Source organism: Burkholderia mayonis, assembly GCF_001523745.2.
In the GTDB taxonomy this organism is placed as follows: Bacteria; Pseudomonadota; Gammaproteobacteria; order Burkholderiales; family Burkholderiaceae; genus Burkholderia; species Burkholderia mayonis.
In genome coordinates this window covers 1,955,884-1,973,223 of sequence record NZ_CP013387.1, presented here as the reverse complement: position 1 = coordinate 1,973,223, position 17,340 = coordinate 1,955,884, and the positions used below count along the sequence as shown (strand labels likewise).

9 protein-coding genes and 1 pseudogene are annotated in these 17,340 nt (G+C 67.0%); 6 read left to right on the top strand and 4 right to left on the bottom strand.

Going from position 1 to position 17,340, the window contains the following annotated elements; all coding sequences use genetic code 11:
* The first annotated feature begins 526 nt into the window (after positions 1-526).
* Positions 527-6,769: a YadA-like family protein gene (locus WS70_RS27415; protein WP_108034082.1), complete on the top strand. Its 6,243-nt coding sequence runs from the start codon at positions 527-529 to the stop codon at positions 6,767-6,769.
* A 163-nt stretch (positions 6,770-6,932) separates the two neighbouring features.
* Positions 6,933-7,595, top strand: coding sequence for an OmpA family protein (locus tag WS70_RS27410; RefSeq protein WP_059472892.1), 663 nt, complete (start codon positions 6,933-6,935; stop codon positions 7,593-7,595).
* 153 nt (positions 7,596-7,748) lie between these two features.
* On the opposite strand, the gene WS70_RS27405 is transcribed toward WS70_RS27410, so the two are convergent.
* Entirely contained in the window at positions 7,749-8,630 is an 882-nt protein-coding gene (locus WS70_RS27405; RefSeq protein WP_226382870.1) for an IclR family transcriptional regulator, read from the bottom strand.
* A 174-nt stretch (positions 8,631-8,804) separates the two neighbouring features.
* Between WS70_RS27405 and WS70_RS27400 the strand changes: the two genes are divergently transcribed.
* The 3 genes from WS70_RS27400 to WS70_RS27390 all read left to right on the top strand — a co-directional run bounded on the left by WS70_RS27400 (position 8,805) and on the right by WS70_RS27390 (position 14,204).
* Positions 8,805-11,153: a cytochrome P450/oxidoreductase gene (locus WS70_RS27400; protein WP_059597464.1), complete on the top strand. Its 2,349-nt coding sequence runs from the start codon at positions 8,805-8,807 to the stop codon at positions 11,151-11,153.
* Between the two features lie 60 nt (positions 11,154-11,213).
* On the top strand, positions 11,214-12,581 hold the full coding sequence (locus WS70_RS27395) for an MFS transporter (protein ID WP_059472895.1): 1,368 nt from the start codon (positions 11,214-11,216) through the stop codon (positions 12,579-12,581).
* Between the two features lie 621 nt (positions 12,582-13,202).
* Positions 13,203-14,204, top strand: a complete 1,002-nt coding sequence (locus tag WS70_RS27390) for a patatin-like phospholipase family protein (RefSeq protein ID WP_059472896.1) — start codon at positions 13,203-13,205, stop codon at positions 14,202-14,204.
* 220 nt (positions 14,205-14,424) lie between these two features.
* Here the strand turns inward: WS70_RS27390 and WS70_RS27380 are convergent.
* From WS70_RS27380 to WS70_RS27365, 3 genes and pseudogenes are all read right to left on the bottom strand, one after another.
* A pseudogene (locus tag WS70_RS27380) lies at positions 14,425-14,848 on the bottom strand (RICIN domain-containing protein); the annotation flags it as partial.
* A gap of 415 nt (positions 14,849-15,263) precedes the next feature.
* A complete protein-coding gene (locus tag WS70_RS27370; RefSeq protein ID WP_059472899.1) occupies positions 15,264-15,494 on the bottom strand; it encodes a hypothetical protein in 231 nt (76 codons plus the stop codon).
* 251 nt (positions 15,495-15,745) lie between these two features.
* The gene (locus WS70_RS27365; protein WP_059472942.1) at positions 15,746-16,546 is read right to left on the bottom strand and encodes a hypothetical protein; all 801 of its coding nucleotides are present in this window, start codon (positions 16,544-16,546) and stop codon (positions 15,746-15,748) included.
* 79 nt (positions 16,547-16,625) lie between these two features.
* Here WS70_RS27365 and WS70_RS27360 point away from each other — a divergent pair, with 79 nt between their 5' ends.
* The gene (locus WS70_RS27360) at positions 16,626-16,967 is read left to right on the top strand and encodes a DNA-binding protein (protein WP_082716391.1); all 342 of its coding nucleotides are present in this window, start codon (positions 16,626-16,628) and stop codon (positions 16,965-16,967) included.
* The last annotated feature ends 373 nt before the right edge of the window (positions 16,968-17,340 follow it).

Genomic DNA, 17,340 nt, shown 5'->3' with positions numbered 1-17,340 from the left:
CAGGCGCGGCAGGTCACGACACCGGCTCGATCGAGCCGGTGTCGGTCATCAACATCCGCAATCGAGCGATGCACACTTCATTCCCGGGCGCCGAACGGCGTCATCCTCCACCCGAGTGAAATAAGCAGCGACGGGCCGCCCCGGGATTCGAGCGGCTCCTGTCCGGCGTCGCCCGAACGACGGGTTCCATGAGATTCGATGTCATCCCTTGCGCGGGGCGACAGCGTACGACCGCGCGTTCCTGCGGTGCGCCGGGTGTTACGCCACCGCCTCGCCGGCGACATCGGTTTCCGTGATTCGATAACCGGCGACGGCCATTGCGCGTCGTGGCCGACGAGCGCGCCGACCGCACGCCCATGGACGTGTTTCGCGAGAAACGTGCGGTGCTATTCCGAAGGATATTTAGTAAGCCGAAATCTATGAGGCGGAGCGAGACTGGCGTGGATGGAACAGGATGAACCGTCTTCGCTTGCCGGCGCGTTCGCTGTTGTGTCATCCAGCACATCAGAAGCGAGGGGAAACAGAGATGAACAAGTCGTTCAAGTCGATCTGGAACGAAGCATTGGGGACCTGGGTTGCCGCGTCCGAACTCGATCGTGCGCGCGGGAAGCGAGTTTCGTCGTCGAGAAGCGCGGCGGCGGATGATGCGGAGGTTGGCGAGTCGAGCAGCGAGAAAGCCCGCTGGAGTACGCCGCCAAGGAGCCTGGTCGTGCTGCTGCTGATTGGTGTGGGGGGATGGGATGCGCAGGCGCAGGCGCAAGTGAACTGCTCTACGGCACCCTACAACTTCTACAATGGCAGCGTGACGTGCGTGGGTTATCAGTCCATAGCCAATGGAGCCGGGGCGATGGCGCTTGGCTACCAGGCCAATGCCACGGGACTTTACACGGTCGCACTCAGCCAGGGTGCAGCGGCCACGGGCCAGGGTTCGATGGCGCTGGGCGCCGGCACGGTCTCGAACAACATCAATTCGGTGGCGCTGGGAGTCAGTGCCAGCGCTACGGCGGCCGGCGCCAGCGCGTTGGGCACCTTCGCCGTTGCCTCGGGGGGGAACTCCACTGCTCTCGGCGTCAGTTCCACCGCGTTGGCAGCGTATTCGTTGGCGGCCGGCTGGGGGAGCAGCGCCGGTGGGCAGAACGCGGTTGCTGTCGGCTTTCAGTCCATTGCCAGCGGTCTCAATTCCATTTACATGGGCGCACGCAGTGCCGCTGGCACTGGATCGACTGGACTATCGTCCATTGGCATTGGCACTGACGTTGCCTCTACCGGCGACTATGCCACGGCCGTCGGTTTCCAGACGGTGGCGAGCGGGCCCGAAGCCGTCGCGATGGGTTATGGGGCCAACGGCTCCGGGCAGCATACCGCCGCCATCGGCTTCCAGGCCATCGCCAGCGGTCTCAACTCTGTATATCTTGGGGCGCGCACGGTCGCGGGCACGGGCGCAACGGCGCCGGGGGCGATTGCTGTCGGCACTGACGTAACTTCATCCGGTCCCTCTTCGTTGGCAGCGGGAACGGTGGCTGCCGCCACGGCGCAGAATGCGGTGGCATTGGGGGCGGGCGCTGCCGCCGTCGGCGTGAGCGCGCTCGGCATGATGAACGGCTCTAGCGCCAGCGGCGCAAACTCGATAGCGCTGGGTGGGGCGGATTCCGTCGCGGAAGGCGGTTCATCCGCACCGGCGGCTGCGGCGGGCGCCGCAGCGTCAGGCATTCGCGCCATTGCTATCGGCACCGGCGCCCGCTCCGCTGGTTCCTCGTCCATTGCGATAGGCGACTCGGCTCTGACGGGGGGCAATACCAATGCCATCGCTATGGGCACGAATGCAACGGCGTCAGGGAGCAGCGCTATCGCGTTGGGTAGCCAGACGGTTGCGAGCAATGGCGATGCGACGGCTGTTGGCTTCAAGTCGCAAGCTCTCGCGGGATCGAGCGTGGCCATTGGCGACAGCAACATGGTGGCGGCGACGGCCGGCACCGGCTCCATTGCCGGCGGCCATAACTCCCAAGTGCTCGGCGGTACCGGCGCAGTCGCGCTGGGTGAAGGGCAAACGGTGAGCGGCAATGGTGCGGTTGCAATCGGCGATCCAAGCACCGCGATCGGCACCGGCGCGGTGACGGCCGGTTCGAACAACACCGCCAACGGCAACGGCGCAGTCGCGATCGGCAATTCGAACAACGCGCAGGGGCAGGGCTCGATTGCGCTCGGCAACACGTCGACGGCGGCGGCGGCCGGCGCCGTCGCGTTCGGTTCGTCGGCGGTTGCGAACAATGCGGGCGATGTCGCACTGGGCTCCGGATCATCGACGGCCGCACCGAATCCCACGGCGAGCGCGACCATCGGCGGCGTCACGTACAGTTTTCAGGGAACGAATCCGACGAGTGTCGTGAGCGTCGGTGCGTCCGGCAGCGAGCGACAGATCACCAACGTGGCGGCCGGGCGCATCAGTTCGGCAAGCACGGATGCGATCAACGGCTCGCAATTGAATGCGACCAATCTTGCGATCGACTCGTTGTCGACGTCGACATCGGCGGGCTTCAGTTCTCTGTCGACCGGTCTCGTGTCGATCGGTAGTTCGGTGGCGTCGCTGTCGACATCGACGTCGACGGGTATCGCTTCGCTGTCCACCGGCTTGAGCTCTACCGACAGTTCGGTGGCGTCGCTGTCCACGTCGACGTCGACGGGTATCGCTTCGCTGTCCACCGGCTTGAGCTCTACCGACAGTTCGGTGGCGTCGCTGTCCACGTCGACGTCGACCGGCCTTTCATCGGCGACCAGCTCGATCACGTCGCTGTCCACGTCGACCTCGACGGGCATCGCTTCGCTGTCCACCGGCCTCGGCACGGTCGTCAACACAACGAACAATCTCGGCAACGGCACAGCTTCGGCACTCGGCGGAGGCGCGACCTACAATCCGACGGCCGGCTCGATCTCTGCGCCGTCGTATACGACGTACAACGCGAACGGCACGACGACGATCAACAACAATGTCGGGTCGGTGATTGACAACATCAATTCGCAGGGCATCAAGTACTTCCACGCCAATTCCACCGCAACCGACAGCCAAGCGACCGGCGCCGAAAGCGTCGCGATCGGTCCGTTCGCGGTCGCGAGCGGCGCGAGCAGCCTGGCCGCCGGAAACGGTGCGCAGGCCGCGGCGGCGAACGCGCTGGCGCTCGGTGCGCAGTCGAACGTGTCGGTCGCGGGCGGCGTCGCGATCGGTTTGGGCTCGGTGTCGGATCGGGCCGTTCTGTCGGGCGTCGGTTCGATCGCGGTCGGCAGTCACGCGATCCCGTTCAACACGTCCGATCGGACCTTGCTCGGCGCGGTTTCGTTCGGCGATGCAAGCGGCAACACCTATCGCCAGTTGACCAACGTTGCTGACGGCACACAGGCTCAGGACGCGGTGACCGTGCGTCAGCTGGCGGGCGCGCTCGCGTCGTTCGCGGTAACGGGCCAGAAATATTTCCATGCGAATTCGACGCAGACAGATTCGCTCGCCGTCGGAACGGATTCTGTCGCCGTCGGCCCGTCGACCGTCGTGAATGGTGACAACGGCGTGGGCATCGGACACGGCGCGATCGTCGATTCGACGGCGCCCGGCGGCATGGCGATCGGCCAGAGCGCGAGCTCGGCGCAGGCGGATGCGATCGCGTTCGGCAGCGGTGCGACGGCCGCCGGCGCGCAGTCGATCGCGCAAGGCGCGAATGCGAGTGCGCTGAATGCGGGCGGCGTCGCGCTCGGTTCGGGCGCGCAGAGTAGCGCGATCAACGCGCTGGCACTCGGCGCAGGCGCGAGCGCCACGTCGGCGAACAGCGTCGCGCTCGGCGCGGGCAGCACGGCGGCATCGCCGCACACGGGTGCGACCGCGCTTTATGCCGGGACCGCGGCCGGCCCGGCGACGGCGGCCAATGGCGTCGTGTCGATCGGCGCCCCCGGCCGGGAACGACAACTGCAGAACGTCGCGGCGGGCGTGATCTCGTCGGCGAGCACCGACGCGGTCAACGGCTCGCAGCTGTTCTCCGTCGTCTCGGGCGTCGATACGCTCGGCAACAGCGTCGCGGCCGGCCTCGGCGGCGGCAGCACGTACAACAGCGCGACGGGCGCCGTGACGACCAGCCTCAACTACGCGGGCAACACGTACAACTCTGTCCAGAATGCGCTGGATGCGATCGGTGGAGGCGGGACGACCGCAGGCGTCAAGTATTTCCACGCCAATTCGACAGGCGCCGACAGCCGGCCGTTCGGTGCCGACAGTGTGGCGATCGGCACGAACGCGGTCGCGAACCACGCGGGCGACGTTGCGCTGGGCGCCAATTCGACGACCACGACGGTAACGCAGACGTCCGGCGCGACGATCGGCGGCACGGCCTACAGCTTCGCGGGCACGACGCCCACGAGCGCCGTGAGCGTGGGTGCGCCGGGCGCGGAACGGCAGATCCAGAACGTTGCGGCCGGCCAACTGAATTCGGGCAGCACCGACGCGGTCAACGGTTCGCAGCTTTATGCGACGAACCAGCAGGTCGATGCGAACACCACGGCGATCAGCAACATGACGAACGGCGGCGGGATCAAGTATTTCCACGCGAACTCGACGGCGCCGGACAGCCAGGCGACGGGCGCGGACAGCGTTGCGATCGGCGGCAACGCGCAGGCGACGGCCGCGAATTCGGTTGCGCTAGGCGCCAATTCGACGACGAACGCCAATCTGGGGCTGGCCGCTTTCAACCCCGGCACGGGAACGGTGGCGGGTGCGACGCCGGCCGGTGAAGTGTCGGTCGGTTCCGCCGGGGTCGAGCGGCGCATCACGAACGTGGCGGCCGGCGCGGCGCCGACCGATGCGGTGAACGTCAGCCAGTTGCAGGCGGTGAGTTCGCAGCTCAACCAGGTGCAGAACGATGCGCTGTTGTGGGATCCGGCGGCGAACGGCGGCGCCGGCGCGTTCAGTGCCGCGCACGGCGGCAGCGGTTCGAACACGATCACGAACGTCGCGGCGGCCACGCTGAGTCCGGCGAGCACGGACGCGGTCAATGGCTCGCAACTGTATGCGACCAACCAGAACGTGACCAACGTGACCAATGCCGTCAACGACATCCGGAACGGCGGGGGCATCAAGTACTTCCACGCGAATTCCACTGCGGCCGACAGCCAGGCCATCGGCACGGACAGCGTCGCGATCGGTCCGCTGGCGATAGCAAGCGGTACCGGCAGCCTCGCGGCCGGCAACGGTGCGCAGGCGCAGGTCGCCAATGCGCTGGCGCTCGGTGCGCAGTCGAACGTGTCGGTCGCGGGCGGCGTCGCGATCGGTTCGGGCTCGGTGTCGGATCGGGCCGTTCTGTCGGGCGTCGGTTCGATCGCGGTCGGCAGTCACGCGATTCCGTTCAACACGTCGGACCGTGCGCTGCTCGGCGCGGTTTCGTTCGGCGATACGAGCGGCAATACCTATCGCCAACTGACCAACGTCGCCGACGGCACGCAGGCGCAAGACGCTGTCACCGTCCGGCAGCTCGCCGGTGCGCTGTCGTCGTTCGCGGTCACTGGACAGAAGTACTTCCATGCGAACTCGCTGCAGGCCGACTCGCTGGCTGTCGGCGTGGAGTCGGTCGCGGTGGGGCCGACGACCGTGGTCAACGGCGACAACGGAATCGGCATGGGCAATGGCGCGATCGTCGACGCGACCGCACCAGGAGGAATCGCGATCGGGCAGAGCGCGAGCTCGGCTCAGGCGGACGCGATCGCGCTTGGCAGCGGTTCGATTGCGGCAGGCGCGCAATCGATCGCGCAAGGCGCGAATGCAACCGCACTCAACGCGGGCGGCATCGCGTACGGTTCGGGCGCGCACAGCAGCGCGATCGACGCGGTCGCGCTGGGTGCCGGCGCAAGCGCGACGTTCGCGAACAGCGTCGCACTCGGCGCCGGTTCGCTGACGACGGTCGGCGCGCTGAACAACTACATCGCGTACGGGCTCGGTTCGCCGCAGTCGTCGGCGGGCGAAGTCAACGTCGGCAACCGGCAGATCACCGGGCTGGCCGCAGGACGCGTCGGCAGCGATGCCGTCAACGTGTCGCAGCTCGATGCGGTCGCCAGTCAGCTGACGACGCTGATCAACCAGCGGACGACGACTACCGGCGGGTCGTTCACGTCCAACCTGTCCGGGACGAACGGCGCGCCGGCGCCGAGCGGCACGAACGCGTCCGCAGGCGGCATGGGGGCCGTGGCATCGGGCGCGAACAGCACGGCGGTCGGCAACAGCTCGCAGGCGGCGGGCAACGGGTCGACCGCGATCGGCGTCGGCGCGACGGCAAGCGGCAGCAACTCGGTCGCGCTCGGCACCGGCAGCAACGACGGCGGTCGCGCGGGTGTGCTGTCGGTGGGCTCCGCGAACTCGGCGCGGCAGGTCGCCAATGTCGCGGCGGGCACCGAAGGCAACGATGCGGTCAACGTCAATCAGCTGAACGCCGTCTCGACCGCGCTGTCGACGTCGGTGAACAACCTGGGCAACCAGGTCAACCAGATGCAGCAGCAGATCCAGCAGACGGATTCGATGGCGCGCGAGGGGATCGCCGCCACGGCCGCGATGGCGTCGATTCCGCACATGGACCGCGATTCCAACTTCGCGATGGGGATCGGCACGGCGACCTTCGCCGGTCAGAAGGCGATGGCCGTCGGGATGCAGGCCCGCATTACGGAGAACATCAAGGCGACACTGAACGGCGGTTTCAGCGGAAGCCAGCGAGTCGTGGGCGCGGGCATGCTGTACCAGTGGAAGTAACGGAGAGGCCGGGCAACTCGTACGGGTGCCCGGCTTCGCGAGTCCGTCCGGTTAGTCGCGCTGCATCGGCACGAACGGCGCTCGCGGCCTCGACGATTGCGCGCGAAGCCGGCGCACGACTGCGCGGCTTCGCTTCTCTACACGGCTTTTCCGGAGCAATACAGTGAACAAATTTCATCTCGTCCCGATCCTGTCCGCCCTGTTTCTCACCGCGTGCTCGAGCGCCTCTGGTCCGACGTTCAACGCGTATGAACTGCAGCCAAGGGACGGCGTCAGCACGTATCAGGTCGACTGCCACGGGATCTTTTCGAGCCAGGCGACGTGCATGAAGGTCGCGCGGCGCCAATGCGGCGACCAGCCGGTTCGCACGGTCGACTCGACGCGGCCGCTGCGTGATCGCGCCGATCCACGCACGCTCGTATTCCAATGTGGGGCACCCGCCGCGCCGACGCCCGCGCCTGTTGCGGCGCCGCCGGCGGCTGCCGAAAGCGTGCATCTGTCGGGCGATGCGTTTTTTGCGACCGGCTCGGCGACGCTGGCTCCCGCCGCTCGCGCGAGGCTCGACGAACTGCTGAATCGGCAGGCCGGCAAGTACTTCTCGCGCGTGACCGTCACCGGCTTCACGGACGCGGTCGGTTCCGACGCATCAAATCTGCAGCTCTCGCAGCAACGCGCGGACGCCGTGACCCGTTATCTTCGCGATCGCGGGCTGCAGGCCGATACGCTCGTGTCGATCGGACGCGGCAAGGCCGATCCGGTCGCGTCGAATTCGACGGCCGAAGGGCGAGCCAACAACCGGCGCGTCGATATCGTGCTGCAGCGCTAACTGAGCGGCGTTTCCGTCGCCCGCTGCCGGTGTTCGAACGCCAACGAGGACTTTGCAGCCGAAGTCGACGCGACTTCCGATTGAGGGTAACGGTGCCGACGAACGCTTGCGCGTATTTGCAGCGCAATGCTCGATCGGCGCGGCGACGCGTCGCTACGTAGCCGGCCGATAGCCGAGCACCGCGCTCGTCGCGTCGGCTTCGCGCCGCAGCGCGGCCGCGGCTTCTCCGTCGAGCGACGCATCGAACGCCCCGGTCGCGCCGAGCACGGTCAGCGCCGCGCATACGTGCCCCGTGTAATCGCGGAGCGGCGCGGACACCGCGCTGATGCCCTTCAGATTCGTATCGCGCACCGCCGCGCAACCGGCCGCTCGCACGGCGCGACGCAGCGCGCCGATCGGATCTCGCGTGTCCAGTTGCGCGCGCAGCTCGTCGGGCGCCGTCGCGAGCTCGGCCTGAGCCATCGCATCGATCGTCGAATCGTCGAGCAGGCCGAGAAACAGCCGGCCAGTCGCGGACCCGAGCAGCGATAGCACCGAACCCGCACGCACGTTGACGATCACGGGCAGCCCCGGCTCCTCGATGCGCAGGATCGTCGGCCCGCGGTTGCCCATCACGGCGACGAAGCACGTCAGCTCGAGCGCCTCGCGCAGCCGCACGAGCGCGGGCTCCGCCGCGCGGATCGGTTCGGCCTGGCGCATCGCGGCAACGCCGATCAGCAGCGCCTCGGTGCCGAGGCAGTACTGCTGCGTGCCGCGATCCTGCGACACGAAGCCTTCTTCGATCAGGCTCGCCAGATAGCGGTGCACTTTCGCCGGACTTTCGTCGATGTGCATCGCGAGGGCCGTCAGCGTCGCGCGTCCGCCGAGCCGCGCGAGTCCCTTGAGCACCGCCATGCCTGTCGCGGCCGCCTGCACGCGCTGCCGCCGTTCGCGCGGCGCGGGCGCTGAGCGGGGCGGCGGAGTCGGCGCGGGCGCATGGTGCGCACGGGTGCGGGTTGCCTTCGCGGGCTTCGGGGTAGGGGCCTTTTTTGTCATCAGCGCGATTGTAGAGCGTGTCGTAGCGGTCAGGCGGCGATCTGGCGGCGGCCGGCAGGCGCTGCTCGAGCGGCGTGACTACGATGGGAATGCGATGCAGGTTAACCCCGATCATTGATTTACGCAATGCGTACTAGAGTTACGCAAAACGTAATTGCCAATTGGAGAACTGCCATGACGAACGTCGCGTCCACGCCGGCTTCGCATGCCGCGCAGTGTCCGTTCCATTCCGCTTCGCCTGGCGCCGCCGCGCATCCGGCTGGTTGTCCGGCGAGCGCCGGGGCGGCCGCGTTCGATCCGTTCGACGACGCGTATCAGCAGGATCCGCCCGAATACGTGCGCTGGGCGCGCGAACAGGAGCCGGTGTTCTACAGCCCGAAGCTCGGCTACTGGGTCGTCGCGCGCTACGACGACATCAAGGCGATCTTCCGCGACAACCGGACCTTCAGCCCGTCGATCGCGCTCGAGAAGATCACGCCGACCGGAGCGGAAGCGAATGCGGTGCTCGCGTCGTACGGCTATGCGATGAATCGCACGCTCGTCAACGAGGACGAGCCCGCGCACACGGCGCGGCGGCGCTTGCTGATCGAGCCGTTCACGCCCGACGCGCTGCGCGCGCACGAGCCGATGGTGCGGCGGCTCGCGCGTGAATACGTCGACCGCTTCGTCGACGACGGACGCGCGGACCTCGTCGACCAGATGCTGTGGGAGGTGCCGCTCACGGTCGCGCTGCATTTCCTCGGTGTTCCCGAAGAAGACATGGATACGCTGCGCCGATATTCGATCGCGCACACCGTCAACACGTGGGGCCGGCCGCGGCCGGAAGAGCAGGTCGCGGTCGCGCATGCGGTCGGGCAGTTCTGGCAGTACGCTGGTCAGGTGCTCGACAGGATGCGCGAGGATCCGTCGGGACCCGGCTGGATGCAGTTCGGCATCCGCATGCAGCGCGAGCATCCGGACATCGTCACTGATTCGTACCTGCATTCGATGATGATGGCGGGCATCGTCGCCGCGCACGAGACCACCGCGAACGCGACCGCGAATGCGCTGAAGCTGTTGCTGCAGCACCCGCAAGCATGGCGCGAGCTCTGCGAAGATGCTTCGCTGATTCCGAATGCGGTCGACGAATGCCTGCGCCACAACGGTTCGATCGCCGCGTGGCGACGGCTCGCGACCTGCGATACGACGGTCGGCGGCGTCGCGATTCCGGCGGGCGCGAAGCTGCTGATCGTCACGTCGTCGGCGAATCGCGACGAACGCCGCTTCGCCGATCCGGATCTGTTCGACATCCACCGCGACAACCCGGCCGATCACCTGACGTTCGGGTATGGCTCGCATCAATGCATGGGCAAGCATCTCGCGCGCATGGAGATGCAGATATTCATCGACGAACTGACGCGCCGCCTGCCGCACATGCGGCTCGCCGAACAGCGCTTCACTTACGTGCCGAACACATCGTTTCGAGGTCCGGAGCATATTTGGGTCGAATGGGATCCGGCCGAAAATCCGGAGCGGCTGCGCGCGGATGTCCGACGCTTCGCGCTGACCGTGCGGATCGGCGAATCGAACGCGCGCAGCGCGGGGCGCGCGTTGCGAGTCGACAGCGTGACGCCCGTGGCCGAGCGCATTCTGCGCGTGCGTCTCGTCGTGCCAGACGGTGCGCCGTTGCCGCGCTGGGGCGCGGGCGCGCACATCGACGTCGAATGCGGCGACACCGGTCTTTCCCGGCAGTATTCGCTGTGCGGCGATCCGGCCGAGCGCGGCGCGTACGAGATCGCCGTGCTGCGCGAGCCGGCGAGTCGCGGCGGTTCCGCATGGATGCACGAGCGCTTGCAGTCCGGCATGCGCGTGAAGATTCGCGGGCCGCGCAACCATTTCCCGCTCGACGAACGCGCGAGCCGCGCGATCCTGATCGCGGGCGGCATCGGCATCACGCCGATCGGCGCGATCGCGCGGGAAGCGCGCGCACGCGGCGTCGATTACGCGCTGCATTACAGCGGACGCAGCCGCTGTACGATGGCGTTCGTCGACGAGCTCGCCGCGCTGCACGGCGATCGGCTGCATTTGCACGTATCGGACGAATGCACGCGCCACGATTTCGCCGCGCTCGACGTCGCGCCCGGCACGCAGGTCTATGCATGCGGGCCGGCGCGGATGCTCGATGCGCTCGCCGCGTGCGCGCCGCGCTGGCCCGCGCACGCGCTGCGCGTCGAGCATTTCGCGGCCGGCGCGCCGCGCTTCGATCCGGCCGCCGGGCAGTCGTTCGAAGTCGAGTTGAAGGATTCGGGCGTCACGCTGACGGTGCCGGCGAACCGGACGCTGCTCGCGACGCTGCGCGCGGCGAACGTCGACGTGCAGAGCGATTGCGAGGAAGGACTGTGCGGCTCGTGCGAAGTGCGCGTGCTGGCAGGCGAAGTCGATCATCGCGACAGCGTGCTGAGCACGGGCGAGCGCGCGGCTAACACGCGGATGATGGCGTGCTGTTCGCGCGCGAAGCGCGGGCGGCTCGTGCTCGAGCTGTAGCGCCTGTCCGTCCCTCGACACCAGGCGGACAACGACGGAGACAAGACAAGGAGACAACGGATGAATACGCGAGTGGACGTGCGGGAGATGCTAGACAACAGCCGCTTCGGCGCGCATCAATGGGCGATCGTCGCGCTGTGCGCGGCGTGCCTTGTGATGGACGGATTCGACGTGCAGGCGATGGGATACGTCGCGCCGGTCGTGATCCGCGAATGGGGGATCGCGAAGGAGACGCTGTCGCCCGTGTTCGGCGCCGGATTATTCGGAATGCTGATCGGCTCGCTCGTGTTCAGCGCGCTCGCCGACAAGATCGGCCGGCGTCCGGTGCTGATCGGCGCGACGCTGTTCTTTTCCGTCTGCATGATCGCGACCGGCTTCGCGCAGTCGATCGCGCAACTGATCGGCTGGCGCTTCGCGGCCGGCCTCGGGCTCGGCTGCATCATGCCGAATGCGATGGCGCTCGCCGGAGAATACAGCCCGCGACGCATTCGCGTGTCGCTGATGATGATCGTGTCGTGCGGCTTCACGGTCGGCGGCGTGGTCGGCGGGCTCATCACCGCCGCGCTGATTCCGCACGTCGGCTGGCGAGCCGTGTTTTTCGTCGGCGGCGCGATTCCGCTCGCGATCGGCTTGCTGATGTTCGTCGCGTTGCCGGAGTCGATCCAGTTCCTGCTGTTTCGCGACGGCGGCGCGGCGCGTGCACGCCGGCAGCTCGAGCGCATCGTGCCCGCGGCGTCGCTGCCGCATGATGCGATGCTCGTCGGCGTCGAATCGAATCGCGCGGGGATGCCGTTCGTCGCGCTGTTCCAGGACGGCCGCGCGCGCATCACGCTGCTGTTGTGGCTCGTCAATTTCGCGAACCTGCTCGACATGTACTTCCTGTCGAACTGGCTGCCGACGGTCATGCGCGACGCCGGCTATTCGACGTCGACCGCCGTGCTCGCCGGCACCGCGCTATGGGCGGGCGGCGTGATCGGCACGCTCGCGCTCGGCCGCATCATCGACCGGATCGGCTTCACGACCGTGCTCGCGACGACGTTCCTGCTCGCGATCGTCGCGATCGCGTCGATCGGGCATCCGCTCGTGCTGGCGTCGCTCGTCGCGGTGTTCGCGGCGATCTTCCTGACCGGGTTCTCGATCATCGGCGGACAGCCCGCGCTCAATGCGCTCGCGGCGGTCTACTATCCGACTTCGCTGCGCTCGACCGGGATCGGCTGGAGCCTCGGCGTCGGGCGGATCGGCTCCGTCGTCGGCCCGGTGCTCGGCGGCGCGCTGATGCATCTGCAGTGGTCGTCGTCGTCGCTGTTTCTCGCGGCGGCGGCGCCGGCGTGCGTGTCGATGGCGGGGATCGTCGCGATCGCGCGTTTGGGCTTCGTCGGCGCGGGCGCCGCAACCGGTGCGCGACGCGCGGCCGCCGCGAGCGACTGACGCGGAGCCGGCGGCAGGCGTCGTGAAGACGCGGTCACAGGGGTTGACCGGGCTGCGATGTCGATGCGCCGGCAGGGCGCGGACGGTTCGCGACGAACGGCGGGCGCGATGGCCGCACGTCGCCGCGAATTCCGGCCGGCCGGTCGATCGTGCGCGCGTCGTCGAAGCGCGACGCGCGTGACGCATGCATGTTTGTTGCATCCCGGCCTGGTCAAAGCGGCTCGCACATCCTAATTTAAAAGTGCGCATCGAGTCGCCGCATGGCGCGATGTTCGTCGCTATCGGAACGGAACGGGGAAAGCCGCGAGGGACGCCGGCAGAAGACGCGGTGACCGGTTGCCGAGGCCGCTTGCGAACGGCCGGTTTCGCACGATCGGGTGCGAAGGCATCGTTGCGGAGAAATCGAAAACGACTGGCCGGTCCGAAGGGAATGCCGAACCGAATTGATGCTGCGATGGAAACGGACATGTGGCATCGGACGCGGCACGCGACACACTCGACACACTCGACGCGGGAACACAGAACTGACGTCACACGTGATCCACTCACGGATGCACCGAGCGACAAGGCGTTTTCCCGACAGAACGCTCGCATCCGCATCACCAGCCGAGGAGAACCGCGATGACCTTCAAGATTCTTAGTTGCGACGGTGGCGGCATCAGGGGATTGATCACTGCCTTGCTCATTCAGGATCTCGATCGGCGCAGCGGGATCATCGCGAAGGCAGACGGCTTCGCCGGCACGTCGACGGGCGGCTTGCTGTCGCTGGCGCTTGCGCGCGGCGTGTCGATTTCGCAAGTCGTCGACATCTACAGGAATCGGGGCGCGGAAATATTTCAGGAAAACCGGGCGTGGCGCGAGCAGAAGGTCGCAATCGAAACGGACGCCGCGACCTTCGCCGCATTCGCCGGGCCGGGACTCGTGGCGTGCCAGTACGTCAATACGGGGCTCAAGCACATCGCGCAGGAACTGCTCGGCGGCGGCGATCTGACCGAGCTGCGTCGACTGATCGTCGTCAATTCGGCACGCTTGTGGGATCCGGCCATGCAAAGCTGGTCCGCTTGCACGTTCTCGAACGCGAGCGGCAATGCATATCGCCATGTCGGCCTCGTCGACGCGGCGCTCGCGACGTCGGCCGCGCCTTCCTATTTCCCGCCGTACGAAGTTCCGTCGCTCGGCTACTTTGCGGACGGCGGCGTGTTCGCGAACAATCCGTCGATGACCGCCGTCTCCGAGGCGCTGGCGAGCGGCCTCGGCGGCAATCTCGGAAACTTGCGCGTGCTGTCGCTCGGCACCGGCGTCAGTCCGGCGGGCATCCGTCCGAGCGCGGTCGGCGATCCGCTCGAATGGGGCGTGACGACCTGGTTCTGGCCGTTCGAGCGCCATGATGTGCCGGCCTCCGCGTTGCTCGGATTGACGTTCGATGCGACCGCCATGCTGGCGACGCAGCAAGCGCAGCAATTGCTGGGCGCAGGCTACCAGCGCGGCGATTTCGTGCTCGGCGAAACCGTCGAACTCGACGACTGGCGCAACGCGCCCTTGCTGGAGAGCGAAACGATCGCGTACATGAGGACCTCCGAGTGGGAGCGCGTTTGCCAGTGGGTGGACGCGAATTGGCGTTGACGGCATGCGCGGCTTGCGGTGGCGCCGTCGCAGGCGGCTCCGATCACGGATCGCGGATCGCGGGCATCGCTGACGAACGAGGTTTTCCGCAGCCGATCCGGCAAGCCGAAGGAATGGCGGCGGACGTGTTGCCGCCGCGTTGCCCGATCGTGCTCGAATGAAGCGGCGGTCGCCCGATTGTCGGCTGGCCGGGCCGCAAGACCGATCGGCATGCGCCGCATGTTTGCGTCGTCTTGCCGCCGACGCCGTTCTGGAAGCCGAACTGCTGATCCGCGGACCACATCACGAGCTTGCCGTTCGGCGTGTTCGCGATGCCGGTCGGATTGACGGGCAGCGGAATCACCGGACTCCACGCGGACGGCAGCGTGACCGGGAACGACTGCGGCAGGCCGAGCGAGAACGGGGGCGTTGAGCGCATTCGCGTCCTGGCACGGATACTGGATGAGCGGCGCGCCCGGCGACAGCGAGCCGCCGCTCACGTTCAGGCACAGGCCGCTCGCGACCGAGCTGCCCGGCACGTTCAGGCACAGGCCGCTGCCCTGCAGCACGATGTGATGGCGATTGCCGACGGGGACGAACGACCGCGTCGTATCGCCTTGGCCGGAGCACGACGTCTGAACGACCCCCGCGCCCGACGCGGTCGATCTGATCGTCTCCGACATGCGGATGCCGAACATGAGCGGCGCGGAATTTCTCGCGCGGGCGCGCGAGCTTCGTCCCGACGCGATGCGCAACCGCTGCGCTCGAGCGGCGCGACATCGACCGGCTGACGTCGCGAATCGTGCGGCCGTCATGTTCGACGAGATGTCATCCGACGAACGGCGCGTGCGCTTCGCTGCGTTGCCGTTTGGGTGGAGTCGGCGCTTGCATCGAATGCTTCTTCATCATTCGATGATTCGCCGTTCGTGACACGATTCGCCGTCGCGCCACATCGCGTCGCCTTGCCGATCGACGGCGGCCGAGAGGTGGATGGCGTGACGAATCGATGTCACGGAAGAAGGGATGCGGTTTTTTTTCGACAGATCGGCGCGCTGCGCGTCGTTCGAACGTGAAGCGGACTCAGTTGCGTTTGCGTGCGCGCATGCGGACCGCCGAATCGAACAGCGCCTGAGCCCGCGCGAGCTCATCCAGTGCGCGATCGAGCCGCGACACTGCCGCCGCGTATTCGACGCTCGACGTCGTGTCCTCCGCGTCACCGCGAACGGCGCGAAAGGCGAGATCGACGTTGCGCGTCGCCTCGAAAAAACGCTGCGCGGCCTGGGCTTCCCGTGAATGCGGGATGGTCGACATGGACGTTTCTCCTCTGTTGCCAAACATGACAGGCCGATGGCAAGCGTTCGCATCGCGCGACGCGCACCGGCGTGAACCACTGAATGCAACTGCATCGGCCGCCGCGCGCGACGCTTCGTGCCGATTCTCTGCGTCTCGATCGAGCCGCCGTGGCCGGATTGCAACACGCGACTGGCGCGTGCGAAGCGGCGTGAGCCTTCGCGTGCTGCCGGGCGTCGCGCGTCCGGTTGCGCACTCAGGCGCTCGATCCGTTACCACGCATGGTTCGCATGCGCGTGTGAAGCATGGCCGAACGGCGTGAGGGATTCGACGGGCGGCAAATCGAACAGATCCCGCGTGAACCCGCGCGCCTGCTCGGCGGCGGGCTGGCTGCGCAGACGCGCGACCTGCTCGACGAACGTGTCGAAATCGCCGTCGCGCGTCGCCTTCATGACTTCCGCGAGATCGCGCGCTTTCAGCACGCTCGGCTGCGTGAGCCGTACGAAGTACGGCGCTTCGAGCTCGATCGACAGCGCGAGCGGATAGTGCTTGCCGGTCTGCCCGGATTCGCGGCTGATGCAATCGACGACCGCCGCGCTTTGCGCGGCGCCGAGCACCTTGCCCGTGCTCACGCTGCGCAGGTGATCAGGATGCACGCGCAGGCGCGTGCCGATGCTGAGCTCGGTCGGCGATGCGCACACGAGCGCGTAGTAATGCTCGCGGCACCGCCCCGAAGGCAGCGTCGCGCGGCTCGTGATGAACGTATGCGGCGGGAGCTGACGCACCTGGCCGCTCGCATCGATCCACGCGTTCCAGAGCAGCGCGTCTTCCTGCTTTCTTTCCGCCTGTCTCGGCTTGCTAGACGCCGGCGAGAACAGCGCGATCAGCGAGCCCGTTCGATGCGCGGCGATCTGCGCGCTGTTGCCGAGTGGCTGGCCGATGCCCCACAGAAACCGCCCGCCTCCCAACCGGCGCTCCCATTCCTTTCTCAGCACGATGGTCGGGAGTGCTTCGCCGGACTCGTTACCGATTTTGGTCCAGCAAAACGTCGGGGGTAGGTGTTTCAGTGTCATCAACTTTCTCGGAATGCGGCCGATCGTCAGATTCGACGATCAATTCATTAGGCATTAATGTATATGTATAATGCATACTATGGAAGCCCCCAAGACACATTTTTCTGTTCAGGACCTGTTGAGCCGATTGTTGGCCGATACCCGCTCGTCCAGCGAAATAGCTAGGCTTTCTGGCGTCAGTCAGCCCACCGTCTCGCGACTGAGGTTGTCGAGCGGGCGTCGGCTGCGCAGGAGCTCATCATTCAATAAGCTATGCAGTTTCTACGGCGTCGAGACGCGGCAGTCGGGCCGGCTTTCGGCGCCGTACAACGACTTGCTGCGCGAGGCGATCGTCGAAGCGTGGGACGGCACCGAAGAGCACGGGCGCGCGCTGCTCGGCGTGATCAGGGGATTGAAGGAGCTGAGCAGCAAGCCGAGATGACGGCTGTTGCGATGCGCGTTTTCGACGCTGTGCAGGTGCGGCGCACTGTGCGAGGCGTCGCGATTGCGTGCGTTTGCCTTCATGCACGAATCACGTTGCTGATTGCGAGCGAGGAACTTCGTTCGGCGATGTCGGACGTCGCTCGCGTTGCGGCGCACGCGCACGCGATCACGAATGCGAGATCGACATCCGCCGTGCAGAGCGTGAATGGTCGAGGGGAAGGGGCGTGTATTCGTGCGAGCGTCGCCTTCGGCGACGGCAACCGCTCGATGCGGAACTGTGTCGGCGCGCGCCTTGACGACACAGGCCATACGGCGATGCGACGCGCAATGCAATCAACTCGCGCGCGTAGACGCGGAAAGCGGGCCGTCGA

Coding starts and splice junctions, on each gene's coding strand:
- WS70_RS27415 (WP_108034082.1), top strand. CDS start 527: ATGAACAAGTCGTTCAAGTCGATCTGGAACGAAGCATTGGGGACCTGG.
- WS70_RS27405 (WP_226382870.1), bottom strand. CDS start 8,630: ATGACAAAAAAGGCCCCTACCCCGAAGCCCGCGAAGGCAACCCGCACC.
- WS70_RS27400 (WP_059597464.1), top strand. CDS start 8,805: ATGACGAACGTCGCGTCCACGCCGGCTTCGCATGCCGCGCAGTGTCCG.
- WS70_RS27395 (WP_059472895.1), top strand. CDS start 11,214: ATGAATACGCGAGTGGACGTGCGGGAGATGCTAGACAACAGCCGCTTC.
- WS70_RS27390 (WP_059472896.1), top strand. CDS start 13,203: ATGACCTTCAAGATTCTTAGTTGCGACGGTGGCGGCATCAGGGGATTG.
- WS70_RS27370 (WP_059472899.1), bottom strand. CDS start 15,494: ATGTCGACCATCCCGCATTCACGGGAAGCCCAGGCCGCGCAGCGTTTT.
- WS70_RS27365 (WP_059472942.1), bottom strand. CDS start 16,546: ATGACACTGAAACACCTACCCCCGACGTTTTGCTGGACCAAAATCGGT.
- WS70_RS27360 (WP_082716391.1), top strand. CDS start 16,626: ATGGAAGCCCCCAAGACACATTTTTCTGTTCAGGACCTGTTGAGCCGA.